This is a genomic window from Kitasatospora sp. NPDC058048, from assembly GCF_042885555.1.
Lineage (GTDB): Bacteria > Actinomycetota > Actinomycetes > Streptomycetales > Streptomycetaceae > Kitasatospora > Kitasatospora lactacystinica.
The window spans coordinates 1-18,873 of record NZ_JBHVRT010000075.1 but is presented as its reverse complement, the minus strand read 5'-3'; the positions used below and the strand labels follow the sequence as shown (position 1 = coordinate 18,873).

The 18,873-nt window shown below is 73.6% G+C and carries 15 protein-coding genes; 7 read left to right on the top strand and 8 right to left on the bottom strand.

What is annotated here, in order from left to right:
• Positions 1-982 (bottom strand): serine/threonine-protein kinase (locus tag ACFVVA_RS41065; protein WP_387695800.1); only part of this gene is annotated, 982 nt, incomplete at its 3' end.
• 173 nt (positions 983-1,155) lie between these two features.
• Between ACFVVA_RS41065 and ACFVVA_RS41060 the strand changes: the two genes are divergently transcribed.
• On the top strand, positions 1,156-3,435 hold the full coding sequence (locus ACFVVA_RS41060) for an FdhF/YdeP family oxidoreductase (RefSeq protein WP_387695799.1): 2,280 nt from the start codon (positions 1,156-1,158) through the stop codon (positions 3,433-3,435).
• 65 nt (positions 3,436-3,500) lie between these two features.
• Here the strand turns inward: ACFVVA_RS41060 and ACFVVA_RS41055 are convergent, their stop codons facing one another.
• The gene (locus ACFVVA_RS41055; RefSeq protein WP_387695798.1) at positions 3,501-5,042 is read right to left on the bottom strand and encodes a C40 family peptidase; all 1,542 of its coding nucleotides are present in this window, start codon (positions 5,040-5,042) and stop codon (positions 3,501-3,503) included.
• A gap of 337 nt (positions 5,043-5,379) precedes the next feature.
• On the opposite strand from ACFVVA_RS41055, the gene ACFVVA_RS41050 reads away from it, so the two are divergent.
• Both ACFVVA_RS41050 and ACFVVA_RS41045 read left to right on the top strand, forming a co-directional pair.
• Positions 5,380-6,558, top strand: a complete 1,179-nt coding sequence (locus ACFVVA_RS41050; protein WP_387695797.1) for an anion permease — start codon at positions 5,380-5,382, stop codon at positions 6,556-6,558.
• A 19-nt stretch (positions 6,559-6,577) separates the two neighbouring features.
• Entirely contained in the window at positions 6,578-6,829 is a 252-nt protein-coding gene (locus ACFVVA_RS41045; RefSeq protein WP_387695796.1) for a hypothetical protein, read from the top strand.
• A gap of 70 nt (positions 6,830-6,899) precedes the next feature.
• On the opposite strand, the gene ACFVVA_RS41040 is transcribed toward ACFVVA_RS41045, so the two are convergent.
• Together ACFVVA_RS41040 and ACFVVA_RS41035 are read right to left on the bottom strand one after the other, a co-directional pair.
• Positions 6,900-8,456 carry an MDR family MFS transporter gene (locus ACFVVA_RS41040; protein WP_359904454.1) on the bottom strand — a complete coding sequence of 519 codons (1,557 nt, stop codon included), beginning with the start codon at positions 8,454-8,456 and terminating at the stop codon, positions 6,900-6,902.
• Positions 8,457-8,610: 154 nt separating this feature from the next.
• On the bottom strand, positions 8,611-9,060 hold the full coding sequence (locus ACFVVA_RS41035) for a MarR family winged helix-turn-helix transcriptional regulator (RefSeq protein ID WP_387695795.1): 450 nt from the start codon (positions 9,058-9,060) through the stop codon (positions 8,611-8,613).
• A 126-nt stretch (positions 9,061-9,186) separates the two neighbouring features.
• Between ACFVVA_RS41035 and ACFVVA_RS41030 the strand changes: the two genes are divergently transcribed.
• The gene (locus ACFVVA_RS41030) at positions 9,187-10,227 is read left to right on the top strand and encodes a DUF3533 domain-containing protein (protein ID WP_387695794.1); all 1,041 of its coding nucleotides are present in this window, start codon (positions 9,187-9,189) and stop codon (positions 10,225-10,227) included.
• Between the two features lie 143 nt (positions 10,228-10,370).
• Here the strand turns inward: ACFVVA_RS41030 and ACFVVA_RS41025 are convergent, their stop codons facing one another.
• The 4 genes from ACFVVA_RS41025 to ACFVVA_RS41010 form a co-directional block, all read right to left on the bottom strand.
• Positions 10,371-11,585, bottom strand: coding sequence for an ROK family protein (locus tag ACFVVA_RS41025; protein ID WP_387695793.1), 1,215 nt, complete (start codon positions 11,583-11,585; stop codon positions 10,371-10,373).
• A gap of 18 nt (positions 11,586-11,603) precedes the next feature.
• Positions 11,604-12,173 (bottom strand): GtrA family protein, encoded by a 570-nt coding sequence (locus tag ACFVVA_RS41020; protein ID WP_387695791.1) that lies wholly within the window; start codon positions 12,171-12,173, stop codon positions 11,604-11,606.
• Positions 12,174-12,316: 143 nt separating this feature from the next.
• Positions 12,317-14,767 (bottom strand): endopeptidase La, encoded by a 2,451-nt coding sequence (lon, locus tag ACFVVA_RS41015; protein ID WP_387695789.1) that lies wholly within the window; start codon positions 14,765-14,767, stop codon positions 12,317-12,319.
• A gap of 204 nt (positions 14,768-14,971) precedes the next feature.
• Positions 14,972-15,682 carry a rhomboid-like protein gene (locus ACFVVA_RS41010; RefSeq protein ID WP_387695788.1) on the bottom strand — a complete coding sequence of 237 codons (711 nt, stop codon included), beginning with the start codon at positions 15,680-15,682 and terminating at the stop codon, positions 14,972-14,974.
• A 616-nt stretch (positions 15,683-16,298) separates the two neighbouring features.
• Here ACFVVA_RS41010 and ACFVVA_RS41005 point away from each other — a divergent pair.
• The 3 genes from ACFVVA_RS41005 to ACFVVA_RS40995 all read left to right on the top strand — a co-directional run.
• The gene (locus ACFVVA_RS41005) at positions 16,299-17,036 is read left to right on the top strand and encodes a response regulator transcription factor (protein ID WP_030057574.1); all 738 of its coding nucleotides are present in this window, start codon (positions 16,299-16,301) and stop codon (positions 17,034-17,036) included.
• 93 nt (positions 17,037-17,129) lie between these two features.
• Complete coding sequence (locus ACFVVA_RS41000) at positions 17,130-18,317, top strand: sensor histidine kinase (RefSeq protein ID WP_387695787.1); 1,188 nt, start codon at positions 17,130-17,132, stop codon at positions 18,315-18,317.
• A gap of 233 nt (positions 18,318-18,550) precedes the next feature.
• The coding region (locus ACFVVA_RS40995; protein WP_387695785.1) for a hypothetical protein at positions 18,551-18,873 on the top strand (323 nt) is incomplete at its 3' end.

Here is an 18,873-nt window from a genome sequence, read left to right as displayed (position 1 = left end):
GCACGGCGGGCGCGGGCAGCACGGCGGGCGCGGGCGGCAGCGCAGGCGCGGGGACGACCGGCGGGGCGCTCGGCGGCGGCGGCACCACCGGCCCCGGGCGCTCCACCACGGTCGGCGCCGGCTGCCGCGCCGAGGCCTCCCGGCCGCCCGGCCAGTCGGCCAGCTCGGCGAGCCGCCGCTCGACCGTACGGGCGTCGGCCGGCCGGTCCGCCGGATCCTTCGCCAGCAGCTCCGCGACCAGCCCGGCCACCTGCGGCGGCAGCCCGAACTGCGCCGGGTCCAGCGGCGCCGGCGCCTCGTTGAGGTGCTGGTACATCAGCACCGGCGTCGAGTCCCCGCCGAACGGCCGTGCCCCGGTGAAGAGTTCGATCAGGACGCAGCCCAGCGCGTAGAGGTCGGCCCGCCCGTCCACCCGGCCGCCGGTCCAGCGCTCCGGCGCCATGTACGCCGGGCTGCCGACGATCGTCCCGGTAGTGGTCAGCCCGCCCGCGCCGGTGTCCAGCTGGGCGATGCCGAAGTCCAGCACCTTCAGCTGCCCGGCGTCGGTGATCATCACGTTGTCCGGCTTGATGTCCCGGTGCACCATGCCCGCGTCGTGCGCGGCCGCCAGCGCTCCGCCGATCTGCCGCCCCCAGCGCAGGCTGAGTGCGGGCTCGGGCACCCCCGCCCGCAGCACCTCGGTGAGGGTGCGGCCGGTGAGCAGCTCCATCACCAGGTAGGTGACCTCCTCGCCGCCGAGCTCGCACTGCCCCAGGTCGTGCACCGTGACGATGTGCGGGTGCGAGAGGTTGCCGGCCGCACCGGCCTCCCGGACGAACCGCAGCGCGGCCTTCGCCCGGTCACCGCCGTGGTGCCCGATGACCTTGACCGCCACCGGCCGCCCCATCCGGGTGTCCCGGGCCCGCCACACCACCCCGAACCCGCCTTGCCCAAGCTTCTCCACCAGCTCGTACCGGCCGTCCAGGACGTCCCCGACTCGCACGCGCCCTCCCCTCCCGCCATGACGCCCAGACTCTACCGACGCCGTCCACCGCCCCTCCCCCCGCCGTCGCCCTCCCCTCCTCCTCTCCCCCGGGCCCCGGCCAGGTGGAAGGATGCCATCGAATCCCCGCGCGAACGCGGCGGTGCGAACCCAGCAGAGCCCGAGGAGCGGCCATGGCCAAGCAGGCCCCGCAGAGCGACCCGGCGCAGGACGCCCCCGAGGTGTCCGCGCCCCAGCACGCGGCCGCCGGACTGCCCGCCGTCGGCCACAGCCTGCGGATGGCCGCCGAGCAGATGGGCGCCCGCCGCACCCTGGCCACCCTGCGCAAGGTCAACCAGCAGAACGGCTTCGACTGCCCCGGCTGCGCCTGGCCGGAGCCGGACAAGCCGCACACCGCCGAGTTCTGCGAGAACGGCGCCAAGGCCGTCGCCGAGGAGGCCACCGAGCGGCGCGTCCACGCCGACTTCTTCGCCGCCCACCCGGTCGCCGACCTGGCCGAGCGCTCCGGCTACTGGCTGGGCCAGCAGGGCCGGCTCACCGCGCCGATGCTGCTCGACGAGGGCGCCACCCACTACACGCCGGTCTCCTGGGACGACGCCTTCGCGCTGATCGCCGAGGAGCTGAAGGCCCTGGACACCCCGGACGGCGCCGCCTTCTACACCTCCGGCCGGACCAGCAACGAGGCCGCCTTCGCCTACCAGCTGTTCGCCCGCCGGCTCGGCACCAACAACATGCCGGACTGCTCGAACATGTGCCACGAGTCCTCCGGCTCGGCGCTCACCGAGACGCTCGGCGTCGGCAAGGGCAGCGTCGGCCTGAAGGACCTCTACCAGGCCGACCTGATCATCGTGGCCGGCCAGAACCCGGGCACCAACCACCCCCGGATGCTCTCCGCGCTGGAGCGCGCCAAGCGGGCCGGCGCCACGATCGTCAGCGTCAACCCGCTGCCGGAGGCGGGCCTGGAGCGGTTCAAGAACCCCCAGCACGCGCGCGGGCTGGTCGGCCACGGCACCAGGCTGACCGACCTCTTCCTGCAGATCCGCCTCGGCGGCGACCTCGCGCTGTTCCGCGCGCTGAACCGGATCGTCCTGGAGCGGGACGGCGTCGACCACGACTTCGTCGCCGAACACTGCTACGGCTTCGAGGAGTTCGAGGCCCAGGCGCGCGGGACCGACCGCGACGAGGTGCTCGCCGCGACCGGCCTGCCCTGGGAGCAGATAGCAGAGCTCGGCGAGCTGGTGCTGAAGTCCGAGAAGATCATCGTCTGCTGGGCGATGGGCCTCACCCAGCACAAGCACGCCGTGCCGACCATCCGCGAGGTCGTCAACTTCCTGCTGCTGCGCGGCAACGTCGGCCGCCCCGGCGCCGGGGTCTGCCCGGTGCGCGGGCACAGCAACGTCCAGGGCGACCGGACGATGGGCATCTTCGAACGCCCCACCGCCGCCTTCCTGGACGCGCTGGGCGAGGAGTTCCGCTTCGAGCCGCCGCGCGAGCACGGCCTCGACTCGGTGGACACCATCCGCGCGATGCGCGACGGCAGGGTCGGGGTCTTCTTCGCGATGGGCGGCAACTTCGTCGCGGCCACCCCGGACACCGAGGTCACCGAGGCCGCGATGCGCCGCTGCCGGCTGACCGTCCACGTCTCCACCAAGCTCAACCGCTCGCACGTGGTCACCGGCGCCCGCGCCCTGATCCTGCCCACCCTGGGCCGCACCGACCGGGACGTCACCGCGCGCGGCGCCCAGTTCGTCAGCGTCGAGGACTCGATGGGCCAGGTGCACGCCTCGCGCGGCGGCCTGCGGCCGCCCGCCCCCGGGCTGCTCTCCGAGACCGCGATCGTCTGCCGGCTCGCCCGCGCCGTGCTCGGGCCGCAGGACACCGTGCCGTGGGAGGACTTCGCCGCCGACTACGACACCCTGCGGGACCGGATCGCCCGCGTCGTGCCGGGCTTCGAGGACTACAACGAGAAGGTCCGCCGCCCCGGCGGCTTCACCCTGCCGCACGGCCCCCGGGACACCCGTACCTTCCCGACCGCGACCGGCAGGGCCAACTTCTCCGTCAACCCGCTGACCGCCCCCGAGGTCCCGCCGGGCCGGCTGCTGCTCCAGACCCTGCGCTCGCACGACCAGTACAACACCACGATCTACGGCCTCGACGACCGCTACCGCGGCATCAAGGGCGGCCGCCGGGTGGTCCTGGTCAACCCCGCGGACGCCGACGAGCTCGGGCTCACCGACGGCGGGTACGTCGACCTGGTCGGCGAGTGGAGCGACGGCGTGGAGCGACGCGCCCCGCACTTCCGGGTCGTCCACTACCCCGTCGCCCGCGGCGGCGCGGCGGCCTACTACCCCGAGACCAACGTCCTGGTGCCGCTCGACTCCACCGCCGACATCAGCAACACGCCGACCTCCAAGGCCGTCGTGATCCGCTTCGCCCCCGACAGCGGCGCGTAGCCGCAGGCCGCCCCACGTCCGATGACGTGGGGCGGCCTGCGTACTTCGGTGTCGGTGCCGCGGTGTCAGTGCGTCGGCGTGCCCAGCGGCAGCGTGGCCGTCGCGCTGCCCGGGGCCGAGGCGGTCGCCGAGCCGGTGCCGCTCGGGTTCCCCGTCGGGGTGCCCGTCCCGGTCGGGGTGGGCGTGCCGGTCCCGCTCGGGGTGCCCGTCCCCGTCGGGGTGCTCGGGCCGGTCGGCGTGCCGGTCGGGGTCGAGGTGGGCGTGCCGCCGGACGGCGTCCCCGGGTCGGTCGGCGTACCGGTGCCGCCCGGCGTGGTCGGCGTCCCGCCCGGCGTCTGCGGCAGGGTCGGCGGCGTCACCTCGCCGCCGGGGGCCGGCGTGGCCGGCAGCTGGTGGGCCGGGCTCGGCGCTATCGGCGTGACGGCGTCCCAGCCCGACGGGAGGTCGGGCACCTTCCAGGCGCCGCCGGCGTCGTCCGCCGCGCCGGACGGGTCGGGACGGACGGCCCCGAGGATCGGCATCGAGCCGATCGGCGAGATCTTGATGAACGCGCCGGGCCGCGGCGCCTGCACGATCAGCCCGCCGCCGATGTACATCCCGATGTGCGAGGCGTCCTGGAAGTACACCACCAGGTCGCCGGGCCGCAGCTGGTTGAGCGCCACGTGCGGCAGCTGCGCCCACTGCTCCTGGCTGGTGCGCGGGATCGGCTTGCCCGCGTGCAGCCAGGCCTGCGAGGTGAGGCCCGAGCAGTCGTAGGCGTCCGGGCCGGTGCCGCCCCACAGGTACGGCTTGCTCACCTGCGCCAGCGCGAAGGCGATGGCCGCGCGCCCCTGCTGGGAGGGCGTGCGCTCGCCCTTGCCGAGCGCCCCGGAGGCGAGGAACGCGAGCTGCGCCTCGTCCGCCTTGGCCTTCTCCAGCTGCTCCAGCTCGGTCCGCTGGGCACCGGTCAGCGAGGAGACCATCTGCTCGACCGCCGTGAGGTCGGCGGACGCCTTGGCCTTGGCCGCGTCCTGCTGGACGACCAGCGTCCGGGCGGTCGCCAGCGCCTCCTCGGTCTGCTTCTTCAGCCCGTCCAGCGCGTCCCGGTCGCTCTTCAGCTTGTCCAGGAACTCCGACTGCGAGCGGCTGGCCGAGGCGAGCAGCTCGGCGATGACGACCGCCTCGTACGGGTCCTTGGAGAGCAGCAGCTCCGCGTAGGCCGACGCGGCCCCGTTGCGGTACTGCGCGGCGGCGAGCTGCGAGGCGATGTCGGTGCCCGCGTCGACCTGCTTCTGCTGGCGGTCCAGCCGGCTCTGGAGGTCGGTGAGCGCGGTCTGCTGGTCCGCCGCCTTGGCGACGGCGCCGTTGTACTGCTCGGTGGCGGCCTCGGCGCTCTGGTAGAGCCCGTGCAGCCGGTCGAGCAGCGGGCCGAGGGTGGCCTTGGCGGCGGCGAGCGGGTCGGCGTCGGCGGCGATCTGGCCGGCTCCCGGGTCGGGCGCGGCCCAGGCGGCCTGGGCGCCCACCGGCAGTGCGAGCGCCGCGGCCGCGAGGACGGCTCCGCAGCGCAGCGCCGCCCGCACCCAGGGCCGTACGCCTGCCGTCTCCGCTCTCTGTCCCGCCCCGCCCATGGCCTGGTCCTCCCCGCCGCGCACTGCCCCTGTCCCGGCTTTCCGGATCCCGCAGATCCTCCCACGGGTTACTCGCCGGAAACAGGGCGCATGCGGACCGGGAGGTTAATTCTCGATGGACCTGTGAGACAGCTCTCAGCAAACCGGGTCGAACCGGCGCGTTCTTCGCTAATGTCCAGTTCAGCGCGCCGCATGTCACCTCGATGAAATCCAGTGGTCACTGCGAGTCAACCATCGGAACCACGATTCCCGGCCCAGTTCACCTTCCGTTTACCAAGCAGACCTACGGTCGCGACGTCACCAACGTCCGTGCGACAACTACGACGATTGTTTGGGTATGGAACACATCTCGTTCCTGGTAGCCGTTGTGATCATCACGGCGCTCGCCTTCGACTTCACCAACGGGTTCCACGACACCGCCAACGCGGCCGCCACCGCGATCGCGACCGGGGCTCTTCGTCCGAAGGTCGCGGTCACCATCGCGGCCCTGCTCAACTTCGCGGGCGCGTTCCTGTCCGTGAAGGTCGCCACCACCATCTCCGGCGGCATCGTCAACGAGAAGGCCGGCGTCCATCCCGAGATCATCTTCGCGGCCCTGGCCGGCGCCATCCTCTGGAACCTGCTGACCTGGCTGCGCGGGCTGCCGTCCAGTTCCTCGCACGCGCTGTACGGCGGCCTGATCGGCGCCACGATCGTCGGCGTCGGCATGAACGGCGTCAACTTCGACACCGTGGTGACCAAGATCCTCATCCCCGCGGTCGCCTCCCCGTTCGTCGCCGGCCTGGCCTCCTGGGGCGCCACCAAGCTGGCGTACGTGATCACCCGCAAGGGCGACTCCGCGACCACCGAGAAGGGCTTCAAGACCGGCCAGATCTTCTCCTCCTCGCTGATCTCGCTCGCGCACGGCACCAACGACGCCCAGAAGACGATGGGCATCATCACCCTGACCCTGGTCTCGGTCGGCGCCCTGCCGCACGGCGCGCTGCCGCCCACCTGGGTGATCGTCTCCGCCGGCGCCGCGATCGCGCTCGGCACCTACATGGGCGGCTGGCGGATCATCCGCTCGATGGGCAAGGGCCTGGCGGACATCCGCCCGCCGCAGGGCTTCGCCTCCGAGTCGGCCGCCGCGACCGTCATCCTGACCTCCTCGCACATGGGCTTCGGCCTCTCCACCACCCAGGTCTGCTCCGGCGGCATCATGGGCGCCGGCCTCGGCGGCCCGAAGGGCGAGCTGCGCTGGAGCCTGGTCCGCCGCATGGTCTACACCTGGGGCCTGACCCTGCCGGCCGCCGCCGTGGTCTCCGGCGGCGCCGCCCTGCTGGCCGAGCAGGGCAGCTGGGGCGTCGCCCTGGTCGGCGTCGTGCTGGTGGCCGGCGCGGGCGCGATGTGGGTGATCTCCCGCCGCCAGCCGGTCGGCGCGGACAACGTCAACGACGTCGACGTCACCCCGGTCGAGGTCGCACCGGCCGGCGCCGCGAACACCCCCACCCCCGCCTCGACCACGGTCGCGGCCTGAGCGCCCCGGAGCACTCACCATGCACATCAAGTGGAACGCCCTGGCCCAGACCGCCGGATTCAGCTTCGGCATCACCGTCGCCGTCGTCTGCGTCTTCGCGCTCGGCATCCTGGCGCTGTCCCGCCGCGAGTCCGCCCTGGTCGCCGCCCGTGAGGGCGGCGGCGCCGGGGCCGCGGGCGGCGGCTGGCTCGCCCTGGCCGGCGCCTGCGTCTGCTTCGCGCTGTGCGGCGGGGCCGTCCTCTACGGGCTGTCGCTGATCGCCGGCAAGTAGCCGCACCCGGCACAACGGGCCGGGGAGTGCCTTCGCACTCCCCGGCCCGTTCGCGTATCCCGACGGCCGGTCAGCTCTCCTGGGTGGTGGTCCGCAGCGCGGTCTCCCGGATGAACAGCACGGTGACGAAGGCCAGCGCCGCGAACGGGGCGGCGCACAGGAAGATGGTGCCGACGCCGTGGCCGAAGGCGTCCGTCACCAGCGGCACGATCGGGGCGGGCAGCTTGGCCAGGTCCGGGATGCCGCCGCCGGAGGCCGCGGGCGACGCCGGGACGTGCGCCGCGGCCAGGTTCTCGGCCAGGTAGTGGGAGACCTTGTTGGACATCAGCGCGCCGAGCGCGGAGACGCCCATCGCACCGCCCATGGTGCGGAAGAAGGTGACCACCGAGCTGGCCGCGCCGAGCTCGTTGCGGGGCACCGTGTTCTGCACCGCGAGCACCAGGTTCTGGCTGGTCAGGCCGAGGCCGACGCCGGTGATCGCCATGTAGACGGAGAGCAGCACATAGCTGGTGTCGGCCCGGGCGGTGCCGAGCAGCGCGAAGCCGACGGCGAGCAGCGCGGTGCCGGAGACCAGGTAGGCCTTCCACTTGCCGTACTTGGTGATCAGCCGGCCGACCACCGCGGAGGAGACGGCCAGGCCGAGGATCATCGGCAGGGTCATCAGGCCGGCCATGGTCGGGGACTTGGCGCGGGCCAGCTGGAAGTACTGGCTGAGGAAGGTGGTCGCGCCGTACATCCCGACGCCGACCAGCACGCTGGCCAGCGCGGCCAGGGTGACGGTGCGGTGCTTGAAGAGGCTCGGCGGGATGATCGGCTCGGCGGCGCGGCGCTCGATCACGACGGCCAGGGCGCCAAGCAGCACGCCGCCGCCGACCATGGCCGCGGTCTGCCAGGAGAGCCAGGCGTAGTTCTTGCCGGCCAGGGTGATCCAGATCATCAGCAGGCTGACCGAGCCGGTGATGACCAGGGCGCCCAGGTAGTCGATCTTCGCCTTGCGCTTGACCACCGGGAGCTTGAGGGTGCGCTGCACCACCAGGATCGCGACCAGCGCGAACGGGATGCCGACGTAGAAGCACCAGCGCCAGCCGAGCCAGGAGGTGTCCACGATGACGCCGCCGATCAGCGGTCCGCCGATGGTGGCGAGGGCGAAGACCGCGCCGAAGTAGCCGCTGTAGCGGCCGCGCTCGCGCGCCGGGACCATCGCGGCCAGGCAGATCTGGCCGAGCGCCACCACACCGCCGGCGCCGATGCCCTGGAGCGCGCGGCAGGCGATCAGCTCGCCGGTGTTCTGCGAGAGGCCGGCCAGCGCCGAGGTGCCGATGTAGATCAGCAGGGCGATCTGGAGCAGCAGCTTCTTGCTGACGAGGTCGGAGAGCTTGCCCCAGATCGGGGTGGAGGCGGTGAGGGTGAGCAGGGCCGCGGTGATCACCCAGGTGTAGGCGGACTGGCCGCCGTGCAGGTCGGCGAGGATGTGCGGCAGGGCGTTGGAGACGACGGTCGAGGAGAGCACGGCCACGAAGAGGCCGAGCAGCAGGCCGGAGAGCGCCTCCATCACCTGCCGGTGCGTCATCTGTTGACTGTCGGCCGCTGCGGCGGTTCCGCTCGCGGCCTCGGTGGTCACGGTCATCTGGGTCCTTCGGCGAGCGTGCGGGATACGCGGATCATGAAATTTCGTTGCCGTAAGCAACCATAAGACTGGATGGTTGAATTAGGCAACTTTCTTCAAGGGAAAGTAAAGCCCGCGCCCACGGACCCCGGAGGCCCGCGCGACCGCCGCCGGATCACTCGGCCGGCGGCTCCCCCAGTACGTCGTTGAAGCGGTGCAGCAGCTCCGCGAAGCGGGTCACGTCCTCCGGTGACCAGCCGTCCATCACCTCGCGCACCCGCCGCATCCGGACGCCCTGCGCGGCCAGGTAGCGCCGCCGCCCGTCCTCGGTGAGCGAGACCAGCGCGGACCGGCGGTCCAGCGGGTCCGTCTCCCGGGCCACCAGGCCCAGCTCCTCCAGCGTCCGGATCTGCCGGCTCACCGTCGCCTTGCCGACCGAGAAGTGCACGCCGACGTCGGTCACCCGCACCGGCCCGGCCTGCTCGACGTAGCCGAGCAGGCTGTACGCCATCCCCTCCAGTCCGGGGTGCACCCGCCGTGAGAGTTCCGCCACTCTGGCCCGGCCCCGCCGGAACATCAGCGCGACCTCGCGCTCCACCGCCACCAGGGCATCCTCGTCGCTCACCGCGCCAGTATCGCGCAGTGGCACCGGCCGCGGCCCGGCGCGTGCGGTGCGACAAGCCAACTACTTCATGGTATGAAGTATCGGTTCTGGAAGTACCGTTTTTCCCCGTTACGCAAGGAGATGTGGATGGCAGCCCCGGGGCAGGGTTTCCTCGCCGAACTGAAGAGTGCGGTCACCCCGCGCGCGGCACTGCTCGTGATCGGCGTGCTGCTGCTCCAGCTCGGCTTCATCACCTCGTACATCGGGGCGCTGCACAAGCCGGCCCCGCAGAACCTCTCCATCGCGGTGGTCGCCCCGCCGCAGGTCGCCCCCAAGCTGGTCGGCGCGCTGGAGTCGGTGCCGAACGACGCCGTCAAGGCCCTCACCGCGCCGGACGCCGAGACGGCGACCCAGCAGATCAAGGACCAGAAGATCTACGCGGCGCTGGTCGTGGACCCGACCGGCACCCAGGACACCCTGCTGGTCGGCGGCGCCCGCGGCCCGTCCGCGGCCAAGGCCGCCGAGACCATCACCACCGCGATCGACCAGAGCCAGGGCCGCACCGTGAAGGTCCAGGACGTGGTGCCGCTCGCCAAGGGCGACACCAACGGCCTCTCCGCCTTCTACCTGGTGATCGGCTGGTGCGTCGGCGGCTACCTGGTCGCCTCCATCCTGGGCATCAGCGCGGGCTCCAAGCCGGCCAACGTCCACCGCCTGGTGATCCGCCTCGGCGTGCTCGCGCTGTACTCGATCGGCGCCGGCGTGCTCGGCACGGTGATCGCCGGGCCGGTGCTGGACGCGCTGCCGGGCTCGATCCTCGGCCTGAGCGCCGTCGGTGCGCTGGTGGTGTTCTCGGTCGGCGCCTTCACCATGGCGCTCCAGTGCCTGTTCGACGTCATCGGCATCGGCATCGCGGTGCTGATCTTCGTGGTGCTCGGCAACCCGAGCGCGGGCGGGGTCTACCCGGCGCCGATGATGCCGCCGTTCTGGCGGGCGATCAGCTCGTGGATCCCGAACGGCGCCGGCACCAGCGCGGCCAAGTCGGTCGCCTACTTCGACTCCACCAACCTGGGGCTGCCCATCCTGGTCCTGGTGGTCTGGGCGCTGATCGGCATCGGCGTCGCCCTGCTGGCCGTCCTGCGCGGCCCGCGCTCCGGCGGCCGCGCGCTGGTCCCCACCGAGGACTGAGCCGCCCGCTCCCGACCCGTCACCGGGCCCCCGACCACCACGGCCGGGGGCCTGGCGCGTGCTCCGGGGCCGGCGCGCCCCGCGGGTCCGGCCGGGGCGGCCGGGCCACGACGGCCACGAGGCCGGGTCGACCCGGACGCCTCTCACCCCGCCGCGAGCGGCCCCGGGTCGGCCACGATGGCCCGGACGACCCGCACCGCCGCGCCCAGCAGCGGGCCGCGGCGACCCAGCCGGGAGACCGTCAGCCGGTCCTCCGACCAGGGCCGCACCGTCACCCGGGCGGCCAGTTCGGCCCGCATCGCGGGCAGCAGCCAGGGCGCCAGCCGGGCGTAGCCGCCGCCCAGCACCACCTCGGCCGGGTCCAGCAGGTTGACCGCGCCGGCGGCCGCGGTGCCGAGCGCGGCACCGGCCCCGGCCAGCGCCGCGAGGGCGGCCCGCTCCCCGGCCCCGGCCCGGTCGGCGAGCAGCGCCACCCAGTCGCCCCGGGCGCCGGTCAGACCGGCCGCCCGCAGCACCGCCGCCTCGCCCGCGTACTGCTCCAGGCAGCCGTGCGCCCCGCAGGCGCAGCGCGGCCCGTCGGGGTGGACCGGCACGTGGCCGAACTCGCCGGCGAAGCCGCCGGCCCCGCGCAGCAGCCGGCCGCCGACCACGATCGCCGCGCCCACCCCGGCCTCGGCGGAGACGTACAGGAAGTCGTCCGGGCCCGCGCCCAGCCAGCGCTCGGCCAGTCCGCCGAGGTTGGCCTCGTTGTCGGCCTCGATCGGCAGCCCGGCCAGGCCGCCGCCGGCCGTGCGCAGCGCCGGGCGCAGCGCGGCGGCCAGCGGGACGTCCTGCCAGCCCAGGTTGGCGGCCCGCCGGAGCACCCCGCCGGAGTCGCCGACCAGCCCGGGCACGGCCAGGGTGAGCCCGGCCGGGCGCAGCCCCGACTCGGTGACGGCCTCGTGCAGCAGGTGGGCGAGGTCGGCCATCACGGCGGCGGGCTCGCGCCCGTGGTTGGAGACCTCCCGGCGCCGCCAGGCGCGGACCTCCCCGCGCAGGTCCACCACGCAGGCGCCCAGGTGGCGCACCCCGATCTCGGCGCCGAGGCCGCCGGGCCCGTCCGGGTTGAGGCCGAGCGCGGTGCCGGGGCGGCCGACCTTGCCGCTGGGCGCGGCGGGGCCCTCCTCGACCACCAGGCCGGCGGCGATCAGCTGCTCGGCGAGCGAGGAGACGGCGGCCCTGGTCAGGCCGGTCCCGGCGGCCACCTCGGCGCGCGAGCGCGGTCCGCCCGCGATCGTCCCGAGCACCAGGGCCAGGTTGGCCCGGCGCATCCCCTGCTGGCTGGCGGGCCCGGTCCGGACCGGGTCCGGCTCACGCATAAGGCTCACCTCGCCCCTTTACGGCACATCCGGTGGCATCCCGGGTGCAGCGTAGTCGGGTTCCGGGGGCACCGCCGTCGGCACCGGGACGGGCTCGGCCCGGGTCCGCCCGGCGGGCGGGACGAAGACCCACCGCCGCATCGCCCGGTAGCGGAACAGCATCGCCACGAAGGTGCCGACGACCATCCCGCTGAGGAAGTCCGCGACCTCCTGCTCGAAGGGCCCGATGTACGGCTCGCGCAGGTCCAGGAGGTACCGGGAGACCACCAGCGGCATGTCGTTGACGGCGATCGCCACGGCGCTGACCAGGACGAACATCAGCACCTCGCGCTTGCGGCCGGCGGCCCGGAAGGCCCAGCGGCGGTTCAGCACGTACGAGACGACGGTGCCGATCACGGTCGCGACGGTCAGCGCGACCACCGGTTTGCGCTCCAGCACCGTGAACTTGAGCTCGAAGTTGATCACCGTGGTGAGCACGAAGCAGCCGCTCCCGACCAGCAGGAACTTCACCAGCCGGCGGTGGCGCACCAGGAAGGGGCGCAGCCGGTCGGGCACCCGGGCCAGGGCGCGCTGCGTGGGGGACGGCATCTCCGCAGTCTCGCACGCGGGGGTACCGCCGGCCGTTCAGATCGCCGGTGGCCCCTTCGGGTCGCCGGCGGCCGTCGGACCGGCGGCTCCCGGAGCGCCGGCGCGTGGCCCGGGCCGCCGGTGCGGGCGGCCCGGGCCGGCGGTCAGGCGGCCACCAGCACCGTGGCCCCGGCCGGCTCCAGCGCCAGCTCCAGCACCTCCCGCACGTCCGCCACCGGGTGGACGGTGAGCCGCTCCAGCACCTCGGCCGGGACGTCGTCCAGGTCGGCCTCGTTGCGCCTGGGGATGATCACCGTGGTGACCCCGGCCCGGTCGGCGGCGAGCAGCTTCTGCTTCACCCCGCCGATCGGCAGCACCCGCCCGGTCAGCGACACCTCGCCGGTCATCGCCACGTCGGTGCGCACCCTGCGGCCCGAGAGCAGCGAGGCCAGCGCCGTGGTCATGGTGATGCCCGCGCTCGGCCCGTCCTTGGGGACGGCCCCGGCCGGGATGTGCAGGTGCACGCCGCGGTCCCGCAGCGAGGTGACCGGCAGCTCCAGCTCGGCGCCGCGCGAGCGCAGGTAGGAGAGCGCGATGTGCGCGGACTCCTTCATCACGTCGCCCAGCTGTCCGGTGAGGGTCAGCCCGGTGCCGCCGGTCTCGGCGTCGGCCAGCGAGGCCTCGATGTAGAGGACGTCGCCGCCGGCGCCGGTCACCGCGAGGCCGGTGGCCACGCCGGGGACGGCGGTGCGGCGCTCGGCCGGCTCCTGGGCGGACTCCGGCACGTGGTGCGGCCGGCCGATCAGGGCGCGCAGGTCCTGCGGGCCGACCTGGGCGGGCAGCTCGCGTTCGCCCAGTTCGGCCTGCGCGGCGATCCTGCGCAGCACCCGGGCGATCGAGCGCTCCAGGGTGCGCACGCCCGCCTCCCGGGTGTACTCCCCGGCGAGGCTGCGCAGCGCCGCCTCGTCCACGGTGACCTGCCCGCCGCCGAGACCGGCCTTCTCCAGCTGGCGCGGGAGCAGGTGGTCGCGGGCGATGGCGACCTTCTCGTCCTCGGTGTAGCCGTCCAGCCGGACCAGCTCCATCCGGTCGAGCAGCGGCCCGGGGATGGCGTCCAGCACGTTGGCGGTGGCGAGGAAGACGACGTCGGAGAGGTCGAGCTCGACCTCCAGGTAGTGGTCCCGGAAGGTGTGGTTCTGCGCCGGGTCCAGCACCTCCAGCAGGGCGGCGGCCGGGTCGCCCCGGTAGTCGGAGCCGACCTTGTCGATCTCGTCGAGCAGGACGACCGGGTTCATCGAGCCGGCCTCCTTGATCGCCCGCACCAGCCGGCCGGGCAGCGCGCCGACGTAGGTGCGCCGGTGGCCGCGGATCTCCGCCTCGTCCCGGACGCCGCCGAGCGCGACCCGGACGAACTTGCGGCCCATGGCGCGGGCCACCGACTCGCCGAGCGAGGTCTTGCCGACGCCGGGCGGGCCGACCAGGGCCAGCACCGCGCCGCCCGCCCGTCGCCCGCCGGTGCCGCTGGTGGGAAGCGCTCCGCGCTGCCCCTCCCGAGGGCCGCCGGCCGGCCCGAGCCCCTGGTCGGCCCGGCGCTTGCGGACGGCCAGGTACTCGACGATGCGGTCCTTCACGTCGTCGAGGCCGGTGTGGTCGGCGTCCAGCACCGCGCGGGCGCCGGCGATGTCGTACTCGTCCTCGGTGCGCTCGCTCCAGGGCAGTTCCAGGACGGTGTCCAGCCAGGTCCGGATCCAGGAGCCCTCGGGCGACTGGTCGGAGGAGCGCTCCAGCTTGTCGACCTCCTTGAGCGCGGCCTCGCGGACCTTCCCGGGCAGGTCGGCGGCCTCGACCCGGGCGCGGTAGTCGCCCTCCTCGTCGGCCGCCCCGCCGTTCAGCTCGGCCAGCTCCTTGCGGACGGCCTCCAGCTGGCGGCGGAGCAGGAACTCCTTCTGCTGCTTGGCCACGCCCTCCTCGACGTCCTTGCGGATGGTGTCGTTGACCTCCTCCTCGGCGAGGTGGTCGCGCAGCAGGGTGAGCGCGTACTCCAGTCGGGCGACCTGGTCGGCCTCCAGCAGCACCTTGAGCTTCTGCTCGGCGGTGGCGAAGGGCGCGTAGCCGATGTTGTCGGCGAGCTCGCCGACGCCCTCGATCTGCGCCACCCGGTCGACGATCTGCCAGGCGCCGCGCCTGCGCAGCCACTGGGTGGACAGCGCCTTGTACTCCTTGACCAGCTCGGCGGCCCGGCCGGCCACCGGGGTGCCCACCGAGGACTCCCGGAACGGCGTGGTCTCCACCCAGAGGGCGGCGCCGGGGCCGGTGGTGCCGGCCCCGATCCGGACCCGGCGCACGGCGCGCACCAGCGCCGCCGGATCGCCGTCCGCGAGCCGTCCGACCTGCTCCACGGTGGCCAGGGTGCCGGCCGCCGCGTACGAGCCGTCCACCCGCGGGACCAGCAGGACCTGCGGCTTGCCGGTGCCGGTGACGGCGGCCCGGGCGGCCTCGACCGCGGCGCGCACCTCGGCGTCCTTCAGGTCCAGCGGCACGACCATGCCCGGCAGGACGACCTCGTCGTCGAGCGGCAGCACGGGCAGGGTGAGCGGTGTGGACGTCGATGCCATGATCTCTCCCCAGTCAGCGAACTTGAGTCGACCTGACTAAGGCTTGGCGGCCGCCGGATGTTCCCGGCGCTCTGTTCGCCGTGAGCGAACACGAATCGGGCCGGGAAGCCCGCGCCCGACTCCGTCAAGAGAGGGGCGGGCGCACCTCGGGGAACCCCGGCAGGAGACCCCCGGGACCCGGACCGCCCCGGCCGGAGGACGGCGTCAACGCGCCGTCCACACCCGCGCGGACGCACCGCCGGCGGCCGTCGCGACGGCCGGACGCGGCCGGGGCGGGCGCCGCTCCACCCGGCGCAGCCAGCGCCACAGCGCGACCCCGGTGAGCACCGCGGCCGGGTGCCCCACCCCCGTGATCACGTCCTTGTCGGTGGCGATCTGCTGGGCGATCATCAGCCCCGCACCGCCCAGCGCGAGCAGCCGCCCGCGCCAGGAGAGCAGCCCGGCCACCGCACCCAGGCAGGCGAGCACGCCGTAGCTGACCCCGATGTCCAGGTAGTCCATCGCCTCGGGCGCCATCCGCCCGGTCTCCACCGCGGTGATCACCACCCCCTGGGAGAGCAGCGTGGCCGCGACGTGCCCGACCGCGAACACCGCCGCCGCCCGGGCCGGGCCGACCCTGCGCTCCAGCGGGGCGAGGGTGAGGGCGAATCCCCACAGGTAGGGCATCCACACCTCGCCGGCCACCCAGAATCCGCTCAGCACAAGAGCACGCAAAGGATGCTGGAGCAGGTTGTGCCCGTCCGAGCTGGAGGCCTCCTGCAGCCGCTGGACGAGCTCCGGGTCGGCGAGCTTGGCGAAGGTCGTGGTGGCGCCCACGACGGCGAGGTACCCGAGCGTGAAGGGCGTGCTCCGGGGCGTCGGCACCCGCTCCAGCAGCCACTGGAGGACGCCGGTGCGCAGCCCGAGGCGGAGCATTCCGTAGGGCGCTCCCGCGCCCCCGCACCCGCCGGCACTCCGTCCGAGTCCCGCCATGCCGCCTCCGCTCCACGCCGCAGCCACCGGCTCCCCGCCCGGGCCCAACGTACCGGCGCGCGCCGCGGGTTCCGCCCGGTCGGGTGTTGTCGTGGCCACGGTACGTCGAGGTTCTGAGAGGCACCTGGGAAAAGCCCGTGAAGAACACCGCCGTAGCGGACGGCGGGATTCCCGACATTGGTCCAGACCTTCTCCCCCGCAACGCGGCAGTAGGGCCTCTGACCGGCGACTTGGCGTCAACTGAACTGCATACGTACCGTTACGCAGTGAAAATTCGCCGGGTAAGGTATCGGCCCGTGCCCACTCGTGCAGTGGGTCCGAGGGCGGCCCGACAGCCGGCCCACGGGCCGGAAACGTCCGGTCCACCTGCCGGGAAGCATCCGCTGTCCGTACGCTGCGAAGTGCGCGGGAGACGTGGGCGGCCGACCATCCGTCCTCGGCTCCCGATCGCGCGGCGGGACGGCGGACCCGGCACAGTCCACGACGGAACAAGACTACGAGCGGAGCCCGCCATCCCCACAGGTGGCCGGCCCGCAGCCCTGGGGGCGGTGGCGTGACCGTGACAGAAATTCAGCAGGACAACCACAACACCGGTGGCACTGTGAGCAGCCAGCGCAGAGTCCTGGTGGTGGAGGACGAGCCCACGATCGCCGAGTCGATCGCCGCCCGGCTGGGCGCCGAGGGCTTCAAGGTCGCCGTGGCCCACGACGGCCCCGGCGCGGTCGACGGCTTCCACACCTGGCAGCCGGACCTGGTGGTCCTCGACATCATGCTGCCCGGCTTCGACGGGCTGGAGGTGTGCCGCCGGATCCAGGCCCAGCGCCCGGTGCCGGTGCTGATGCTGACCGCCCGCGACGACGAGACGGACCTGCTGGTCGGCCTCGGCGTGGGCGCGGACGACTACATGACCAAGCCGTTCTCGATGCGCGAACTGGCCGCCCGCGTCAACGTCCTGCTGCGCCGCGTCGAGCGCGCCCAGCAGGCCGCCCGCACGCCCGCACTGGGCAGCCTGCGGTTCGGCGAGCTGGAGATCGACCACGTGCAGCGCCGGGTCCGGCTGGCCTCGGGCGACGTCCACCTGACGCCGACCGAGTTCGACCTGCTCGCCTGCCTGGCCGCCCAGCCGCGCGCCGTACTCACCCGCGAGCAGCTGCTGGCCGAGGTCTGGGACTGGACCGACGCGTCCGGCACCCGCACGGTGGACAGCCACGTCAAGGCGCTGCGCCGGAAGATCGGCGCCAGCTGGATCCGCACCGTCCACGGAGTCGGCTACGCCCTGGAGGCCCCGCTCTCCTGACGGCATCGATCGGGCGACGGGCCACCGGGGGGCCCGTGTCCGGACGACGCCGTGCCACCACGCGGGGGGACGACGCGGGGACCACAGGGGACAATGACCTTTCCACAGCAACGCAACGGGGAATCCGACGGCACGCGGCAGCAGAACCTGGCCGCCCGCGCCGCCCGCCGGGTCTGGGCCGACATCCGGCCGCTCGATCCGGTCCGCTCGATCAAGGGCAAACTCACCCTGCTCGTGATCGTCTCCGTGTTCCTGGCCACCGGGATGGTGGTCGTGGCGATCCGGTCCGACACCCAGATCCGGATCATCATGGTCTTCTCCATGATCGCCTCGCTGCTCTTCATGCAGTTCCTCGCGCACGGGCTCACCGCCCCCCTGCGCGAGATGACGGCCGCCGCCCGCGCGATGGCCTCCGGGGACTACACCCGCCGGGTCGAGGCGGGCTCGCGCGACGAGATCGGCGAGCTGGCGGCCGCGTTCAACGCCATGGCCGCCGACCTCCAGGCCGCCGACCGGCACCGCCGCGAGCTGGTCGCCAACGTCTCGCACGAACTGCGCACGCCGATCGCCGCGCTGCGCGCCGTCCTGGAGAACGTGGTGGACGGCGTCGTCCAGCCCAATCCGGCCACCCTGGGCGCGGCGCTGGAGCAGACCGAGCGGCTCGGCCGTCTGGTCACCCACCTGCTCGACCTCTCCAAGATCGACGACGGCGTGGTCGACCTGGACGCCCGCCCCTTCGAGGTACGCGAGTTCCTGGACGGCGTGCTGCGCGGGGTCACCGTGGACGGCGCCACGGCCGGCGGCGCCTTCTCCCGGCGCGGGGACGTCCGGCTGGCCCTGGAGGTCAGCCCCACTGGCCTGACCGGCGTGGCGGACCCGGAACGGCTCCACCAGGTGGTCGCCAACCTGGTCGACAACGCCTGCAAGCACTCCCCACCCGGCGGCACCGTGACGGTGCGGGCGAGACCGGAGGGCGAGGAGGGCGGCCTGCTGCTGGAGGTCGAGGACGAGGGCCCCGGCATCCCGCCGGCCGACCGCACCCGGGTCTTCGACCGGTTCAGCCGCAGCGGCACCGCGACCGCCGCCGGACCGGGGGCGGACGGCGGTACCGGCCTGGGTCTGGCCATCGCCCGCTGGGCGGTGGACCTGCACGGCGGGCGGATCGCGGTGGCCGAGTCCCCGCGCGGCTGCCGGATCGAGGTCCGGCTGCCCGGACCGCGCCCAGGTGACGGTCGGGACATTTGTCACAGATCCGACACAGAGGCATACGAAGATCGTTAGAGGATTCGACCGAGTTTTTGTCCGGTTTGGTCCTGGTATGCCCACTGATCGGCACCGATCGGTTCCCCTCAGATGCGGCTTTCTAACGCACTTTTTCAGCCAAAGTGCAGGTCAGCACTGTGATCTGGGCGACGCCTGGGCCCCGGGGACTGCGCGATCACTGGTCAGGGGCGTAGCCTTAATCCCCGCTGTCCAAACATCCCAAAAGGAAGCGGAAGAGGGCGGTTGCCGCCGTGTCGCCACAGTCCCCTGAAACCCCCAACAGCTCGGCAAGCTCCACTGGCTTCGGCCCCAATGAGTGGCTCGTCGACGAGATCTACCAGCAGTACCTCCAGGACCCGAACTCGGTCGACCGAGCCTGGTGGGACTTTTTCGCCGACTACAAGCCCGGTACCGAGGTGACCCCAGTGACCCAGGCCGCGACCCAGGCCGGCTCCGCGCCGACCCCTGCCGCTGCCCCCGCGCCCGCTGCTGCTCCGGCCGCACCCGCCGCGGCTGCTGCTCCGGCCGCGCCCGCCGCCGCCCCGGCTGCTCCGGCCGCCCCGGCCCCGGCCGC

Coding starts and splice junctions, on each gene's coding strand:
- ACFVVA_RS41060 (WP_387695799.1), top strand. CDS start 1,156: ATGGCCAAGCAGGCCCCGCAGAGCGACCCGGCGCAGGACGCCCCCGAG.
- ACFVVA_RS41055 (WP_387695798.1), bottom strand. CDS start 5,042: ATGGGCGGGGCGGGACAGAGAGCGGAGACGGCAGGCGTACGGCCCTGG.
- ACFVVA_RS41050 (WP_387695797.1), top strand. CDS start 5,380: ATGGAACACATCTCGTTCCTGGTAGCCGTTGTGATCATCACGGCGCTC.
- ACFVVA_RS41045 (WP_387695796.1), top strand. CDS start 6,578: ATGCACATCAAGTGGAACGCCCTGGCCCAGACCGCCGGATTCAGCTTC.
- ACFVVA_RS41040 (WP_359904454.1), bottom strand. CDS start 8,456: ATGACCGTGACCACCGAGGCCGCGAGCGGAACCGCCGCAGCGGCCGAC.
- ACFVVA_RS41030 (WP_387695794.1), top strand. CDS start 9,187: ATGGCAGCCCCGGGGCAGGGTTTCCTCGCCGAACTGAAGAGTGCGGTC.
- ACFVVA_RS41025 (WP_387695793.1), bottom strand. CDS start 11,585: ATGCGTGAGCCGGACCCGGTCCGGACCGGGCCCGCCAGCCAGCAGGGG.
- ACFVVA_RS41020 (WP_387695791.1), bottom strand. CDS start 12,173: ATGCCGTCCCCCACGCAGCGCGCCCTGGCCCGGGTGCCCGACCGGCTG.
- lon (WP_387695789.1), bottom strand. CDS start 14,767: ATGGCATCGACGTCCACACCGCTCACCCTGCCCGTGCTGCCGCTCGAC.
- ACFVVA_RS41010 (WP_387695788.1), bottom strand. CDS start 15,682: ATGCTCCGCCTCGGGCTGCGCACCGGCGTCCTCCAGTGGCTGCTGGAG.
- ACFVVA_RS41000 (WP_387695787.1), top strand. CDS start 17,130: ATGACCTTTCCACAGCAACGCAACGGGGAATCCGACGGCACGCGGCAG.